This window comes from Streptomyces sp. NPDC093064 (assembly GCF_044754605.1).
GTDB lineage: Bacteria > Actinomycetota > Actinomycetes > Streptomycetales > Streptomycetaceae > Streptomyces.
In genome coordinates this window covers 1-6,076 of the sequence record NZ_JBIVPK010000117.1, presented here as the reverse complement: position 1 = coordinate 6,076, position 6,076 = coordinate 1, and the positions used below count along the sequence as shown (strand labels likewise).

At 68.2% G+C, this 6,076-nt stretch carries 3 protein-coding genes and 3 pseudogenes; 2 read left to right on the top strand and 4 right to left on the bottom strand.

The window, feature by feature from the left end; genetic code table 11:
• Nucleotides 1-231: 231 nt before the first annotated feature.
• Nucleotides 232-1,677: a DHA2 family efflux MFS transporter permease subunit gene (locus tag ACIQFZ_RS43005; RefSeq protein ID WP_358862779.1), complete on the bottom strand. Its 1,446-nt coding sequence runs from the start codon at nt 1,675-1,677 to the stop codon at nt 232-234.
• Between the two features lie 26 nt (nt 1,678-1,703).
• Between ACIQFZ_RS43005 and ACIQFZ_RS43000 the strand changes: the two genes are divergently transcribed.
• Both ACIQFZ_RS43000 and ACIQFZ_RS42995 read left to right on the top strand, forming a co-directional pair.
• Nucleotides 1,704-1,880 (top strand): hypothetical protein, encoded by a 177-nt coding sequence (locus tag ACIQFZ_RS43000; protein ID WP_358862778.1) that lies wholly within the window; start codon nt 1,704-1,706, stop codon nt 1,878-1,880.
• A gap of 71 nt (nt 1,881-1,951) precedes the next feature.
• Nucleotides 1,952-2,080, top strand: a pseudogene (locus ACIQFZ_RS42995) (organic hydroperoxide resistance protein); the annotation flags it as partial.
• A 91-nt stretch (nt 2,081-2,171) separates the two neighbouring features.
• Here ACIQFZ_RS42995 and ACIQFZ_RS42990 read toward each other — a convergent pair.
• From ACIQFZ_RS42990 to ACIQFZ_RS42980, 3 genes and pseudogenes are all read right to left on the bottom strand, one after another.
• A pseudogene (locus tag ACIQFZ_RS42990) lies at nt 2,172-4,190 on the bottom strand (M14 family zinc carboxypeptidase); the annotation flags it as partial.
• 34 nt (nt 4,191-4,224) lie between these two features.
• A pseudogene (locus ACIQFZ_RS42985) lies at nt 4,225-4,619 on the bottom strand (RNA-guided endonuclease TnpB family protein); the annotation flags it as partial.
• 24 nt (nt 4,620-4,643) lie between these two features.
• Nucleotides 4,644-5,735 carry an IS110 family transposase gene (locus ACIQFZ_RS42980; RefSeq protein WP_402693952.1) on the bottom strand — a complete coding sequence of 364 codons (1,092 nt, stop codon included), beginning with the start codon at nt 5,733-5,735 and terminating at the stop codon, nt 4,644-4,646.
• Between the last annotated feature and the right edge of the window lie 341 nt (nt 5,736-6,076).

Genomic DNA, 6,076 nt, shown 5'->3' with positions numbered 1-6,076 from the left:
ACCGGCACATGCCCCACCTGCCACCGCGGCATCCCCGCTTCAGCTCCGCCAGAACACCACCCACGCCAGCCAACCTAACGAAGTACTACTAGTCCCGATGGGTGGACAAGCACACGAAGCTCCGGGCGGACAGGTTGCTCTTGGTCGACAACCCATCTGCCAGGAGCTTCACGTCTTCCCAGAACCTGCCCGCCGTCAACTCAGCCCGTCGTCAACCTGGTTGGAAACGACTCAGTGACCCACCATCGCCGTGGGGTCGGCGGCCTTGACCTTCTTGCGAGGCAGCAGGGCGGCGGGGATCAGGCAGACAGCGACGAGGATGGCCGCCACCAGGAACACCGAGGCAAACGCGTCACCCATCTGGGAACGCACCTCGGTGGGAGAGGTCGCGGTCATGTCCTTGAGGCCATTGGTGAGGAGCACCGAGAACAGGGCGGTGCCGATCGAGGCCGCCACCTGCTGGACGATGTTCATCAGTGTCGAGCCTCGGGCGACGTTGTGGTCCGTCAGGGTGGCCAGCGCCGACGCCATGATCGGCATCATCGAAGCGCCCATCCCGAGGCCCATCACGAAGAGTGCGGCAATGATGTAGGTGTAGGAAGTGCCCGCGGTCAGTTGCGTGAACATGCCCATGCCCACGGTGATCACCGTGATGCCGGTCATCACGATCTTGCCGGGGCCGATCTTGTCGGCGAGCATCCCGGCGATCGGCATGGTGATCATCGCGCCTATGCCCTGAGGGGCGAGAAGGACCCCGGAGTGGAGCGCCGACTCGCCGCGCACCTGCTGGAAGTAGAGCGGGAACAGAAGGCTGGCGCCGAAGAACGCGACAGCAAACAGCGACATCGCGATCACCGCGATGCTCATGTCCCGGTTGCGGAACAGGCGCAGGTCGACCAGCGGGTGGATGTTGCGCCGGTGCAAGGCCCACGGCACGAACGCCGCGATCAGGACCAGCCCGATGATTGCGGGCACGAGTACCTTGGCATTCCAGACCGTGCCGGTCTCGGGGATGGTCGAGACGCCGTACAGGAACGTCGCCAGTCCCGGCGAGAGCATCACCATTCCCAGCCAGTCGAAGGACTCCGACGGCTGTACGTGGTCCTTGGGCAGGACTTTCGCCGCGTAGACCAGCGCGATCACGCCGATCGGCACGTTGATCAGGAAGATCCAGTGCCATGAGGCGGCGTCGATCAGCCAGCCGCCGAGGATGGGGCCGAAGATCGGGCCGAGCAGCATGGGGATACCGAGCACCGCCATCACCCGGCCGACCCGCTCAGGGCCGGCGGCACGGGTCAGGATCGTCATGCCGAGCGGCATCAGCATGCCGCCGCCGAGGCCCTGGACGACCCGGAACGCGACCAGCATTTGGAGAGATGTGGCAGTCGCGCACAGCGCGGAGCCGGCGGCGAACAAGGTGATCGCGAGGAGGTAGAGCCGTTTGGTGCCGAACCTGTCGGCGGCCCAGCCTGTAAGCGGGATGACACTGGCCAGAGCCAGCGTATAGCCCGTCATCGTCCAGGCCACCTGAGCCGAGGTCGCACTGAACTGTTTCTGGAACGTCTGCAGCCCGACCGACACCACCGTGATGTCGAGGATCGACATGATCCCGCCAAGCACGATCACGCCGGCCACAAGGAGAACCCCGCCGTCCAGCCTGTCGCGGGACTTGCCCACAGGGGGGCTGCTTTCGCTCCGTTGTGATGTGGTCACTTCTCAACCTTTCGAAGGAATGGGAGGCCGGCGATCTCCGGCACGTCCTGCTCGCCAGGGCTCCGGTCCACGCGCTGGCCGCCGGTGGCATCCCCACGGGCACCGTCCTCCACATCTACGGCCCGGCGGGCCTGGCAACGATATCGGTGGACGAACGGCTGTTGTGAAACCGCCCGGCACAAAGTGGCCGCTGTGCCGTTCCCGGCCACGGGCGGGAACGGCGAAGGTCGCACGGCGGGCTCTGGAGGTCCGGATCGCCGCCTCCATCCCGAACGTGGACGCGGCCACCGCACAGGCCCTGGTCCAGAAGGCCCACCAGGTGTGCCCGTGCTCCAACGCCACCCGCGGCAACATCAAGGGCGAGGTCGTCCTGATCCCGCCCGTGCGGAGGGCCGCACCCCGAACAGGGGTGCGGCCCTCCGCCGTACCTGGGAACCGGCCCCGGATTCAGCCGGCGATCATTCCCCGGTGGTCAGCAGCGCTCGCCCGAGTTGCGCGAACACGCTCTTCGGATGGGCGCGGAACAGCGGCTGGGTGCCGAACAGCACGACCTGGGAGCCCCGCGCGGACGTACCGCTGACGACCGAGGCGCGGCCCGCCGCGTCCAGGGGGCCGCCCGAGCCGTTCTTCAGGGCCCGCCAGTGGCCGGAGACCAGCGGATTGCCGCTGCCGTACGACTGGTCGGCGCGTACGCCAGCGCCCAGACCGGTGAACCACAGCGGGGAGTAGACGAAGCTGTGCCCGGAGGCGCCGCCGGTGACCGGGCCGCCCGCGTTCACCACCCGCACCACGCCGTTGGCGTCGCCGTGGCCCTCCACCGCCGTGGCGGCGAGCAGCCGAGCGTCGGTGTTGAAGGCCGCGCCCGTCGAGCCGAGGCCGACCACGCCACCGCCGCCCTTCAGGAAGCCGTCGAGTGCGGCGCGCGCCGCCGGGTCGAGAGCCTTGTACGACAGTCCGGTGGACACGTACAGGACATCGGCGGCGGACCAGTCGAAGCCCGCGTTGAGCACGGCCGTCGAGACCGGCACCACGTCGAAGCCCATCTCGCGCAGCGAGAACAGCTCGCCGGGCGTCACCGCCGCGGCGACCCGGGTGCGGCGCAGATCCGCCGTGCCGCGCTGCTCCGTCGCCCGGAAGGCGACGCCGTACCGGTCGGCGAGCACCCGTGCCTGCGCGCGCGCCGAGCCGGGCACGATCGCCGTCCCGTCGTCCGTACGGCGCACCCGGACGCCCTGCGCCAGCAGGGAGTTGACCGCTGTCAGCTCCTTCGGGTCGTCGAGCCGCAGCGCCAGGTCCCCGTGCGGCGCGACATGTCCGGTCGGCGCCGCCGCCTGGACCGTACGTCCCTCGACACGCAGCCGGCCGTCCTCGACCCGGTCCACCGTCGCACCCCAGAGCAGCCCGAGGCTCCAGCCCGAGATGTCGTACATCGCGGACACGTCCGCGCTGATGTCCCGGCCGTCGGCCAGGATCACATTGGCCAGACCGCGCTTGGGCCGGTGCATGTCGACGACGTACGAGCCGGCCGGATACATCCGTCCGTTCAGCCGGAAGCCCTCGTCCGCCCGTACGACCTGCACGTCATTGGCGGCCAGATGGTCCACCAGCCGGGCCGCGGCCGTCGCGGACCTCTGTCCGCTTCCGGCCGGAATCACATACGCCCGGGGGAACTCGGCGGTGTAGACGTCCTCGGGGCCGATGCCCGGCACACCCGGAACGGTCTCCTCCGACACCGGCCTCTGTGCCTCGCCCGCCGAGCCGCGCCGGAATATCTCGATCTGGTCGGCGATCACCGAGGCGCGGTGGTCCAGGGCGTAGTCGAGCGTGGCCCGCATCGCGGCGCCCGCGATGGCGGTGTTGATTGTCGACCTGCGTCGCAGCTCGTCGACCGGTTGGGTGTCGTAGTCCTGCCCGTTGACCCGCATCGGGAACTCGACGGTGTGGGCCGCGACCGTGCCGTGGAACGGCATGTACTGCGGGGTGAAGATCGGCGGCCAGTCGTCCCAGCCCTCCTGCTGGTCGCGGAAGGGGATGATGGCGGGCTGCACGCCGTCCTTCTGCGGGGTGTAGCCGAGGCCGTTGATGGCGGCCTCCATGCCCAACGCGTTGGCGTAGGAATTCTTGAGGACGAGGTCGTATTCGTAGTTCTCGCCGTGCGGCGGGGTGGTCGGCTCGATCAGGGTGCCGTTGACGTATCCGTGCAGGTCCAGCATCATCACGGGCCGTTTGTCGATGGCGATCTGCCGGATGGCGCGGGACTCGGGCTGGCTGCCGGTGATGAAGTCCCGGTTGAGGTCGAAGCCGTTGGCGTTGGCTCGGGTGCCGGCGATCCGGCCGTCCGGGTTGGCCGTGACGTTGAGGTGGATACGGCTCTTCGACAGCAGCTCGGTGGTACGGGCGTCGTCCGCCGTGGCCAGCCGCTCGATGAGCTTCAGCGCGGCGTCGGTTCCCTCCCACTCGTCGTGGATGTTGTTGTTGTTGACTTCTCCCCCTCCTGAAGGAGGGGGATTCTCACGGCTCGCGCTGTGAGGTTTTCTGCTTCGTCGCCGACTGCCCGTCCGGAGTTCTCCGTTGAGGTCTTACACCGGCTCCACAGACCGACACCGCCAGCCCGGCGGCCAGGAGGTTCTTCGCCGCGTTCGCGTCCCGGTCATGGCTCGCGCCCCGCAGGCGCACGTCCAGGTACGGACGCTCAGCGGCATGCTCTCGGCGAGGGCGCCGCAGGCGGAGCACAGCCTGGAGGACGGGAAGAAGCGGTCGACCGCGATCACTTCCCGCCCGTACCAGGCGGCCTTGTACTCCAGAAGGCTCCTGAACTGAGACCACGCCGCATCACTGATGGCGCGGGCCAGACTCCGGTCCTTGACCATGTTGCGCACGGTCAGGTCCTCGATCACGAGCGTTTGGACGCCCCTATGACTGTCAAGCCGTCATGGGCCGATCGGTGTGAGCTCGGTTCGTGGCAGGAGGGAGAAGATCTCGCGGGCAACATAGCGTTTGAGGCACCTGATCACTTCACGCCGGGTCTTACCCTCGCTGATCCGCCGTTTGAGGTAGGCCTGGGTCCGCGGATCCCAGCGCAGTCGGCTTTGCACGATCCGGTAGAGCGCCGCATTCGCCTGCCGGTCGCCGCCGCGGTTCAGGCGTCTGCGTTGCTGTTTGCCCGACGAGCGCTCGACCGGACTGGCCCCGCACAGCGCCGCGAAGGACGCTTCGTCGACCAGGCGCTCGGGGTTGTCACCGGCGGTGATCAAAAGCGTGACGGCACTGTCCGGACCGACACCGACGCGCTTCACCAGCTGCGGCGCGTGGGACTGGACGAGGGTGGCCAGGCGTCGCTTCAGCTCGTTGACCTGGGCCGTCAACTGCTGGATGCGCTCGGCCAGCAGCTGGAGCGTGATCAGCGTGGCGTCCAGGACGTCGTCACGGCCGAGGTAGTCACCGGCGGATGCCACATCGGCACAGGCGCGTATCAGCGCCGGGTTGGTCAGAGGCGCCAGTTGCTCGCGCAGGGCGGGATCAGCGGACACCAGAACGGCTTTGAGCTGGTTGATGGCCTGCGTGCGGGCCTTGATAGCGGAGTCCTTGGCCAGTTTGTACATGCGCGCGATCTGCACCGGCCCGTCGCCGCTCTTGGCCTGGGCGGTGGCTCTGCCGGAGATGACGGCCCGCGCGGCCGCCTGGGCATCGACGGTGTCGGTCTTGCCCTGCTGGCGCTGGGCGGTCTTGTCGGGCCGGTTGACGTCGAAGACCTGAATGCCGTGGGAGAGGAGGTGGCGTGTCAGGGCCGCACCGTAGGAACCCGTACCTTCGACGCCGGCACGGGCTGGCATCCCGAACGACCGTGCCCAATCCAGCAGTTCGCGGTAGCCGGCCGCGGTGGCGGGGAACGCATCGGTGGCCAGGATCGCGCCGAGAGGCGTGAGCACGGCGGCGACGTGCGTGTCCTTGTGGGTGTCGACGCCGAGGATGACCTCGCCGTCGTCGGGGTGTGGCTGGCTGGCGTGAGCACGGGTGGGCATACTGGCCACGGTCGGTCCGTCCCCTGTCCGTTGGAGTGTCGGATGGCCGACACCGGACCGGTCGGGGCGGTCAAAACTGTGACGGCGCCCTGTTCACGGCAAGGCCCCTATCGGGACACGTCCCGCCGGCCCGGTGACAGCAAGCACCGCCCCGAGCCAACGACCGACAGATCCAAACCAAGACACCACGGTCCGTTCTCACACGGGTCAAGCCGCAGCCCGAGACAGCACCCGCCGATTCTCACAGTGAACCGCCCCGGGTTCGGTAGAGATCTCAGATTGTGGTTGTGACCTGTGGTTTTGTGGATTCCATGTAGTGGTTGGCCTCGTACTCGACGGGC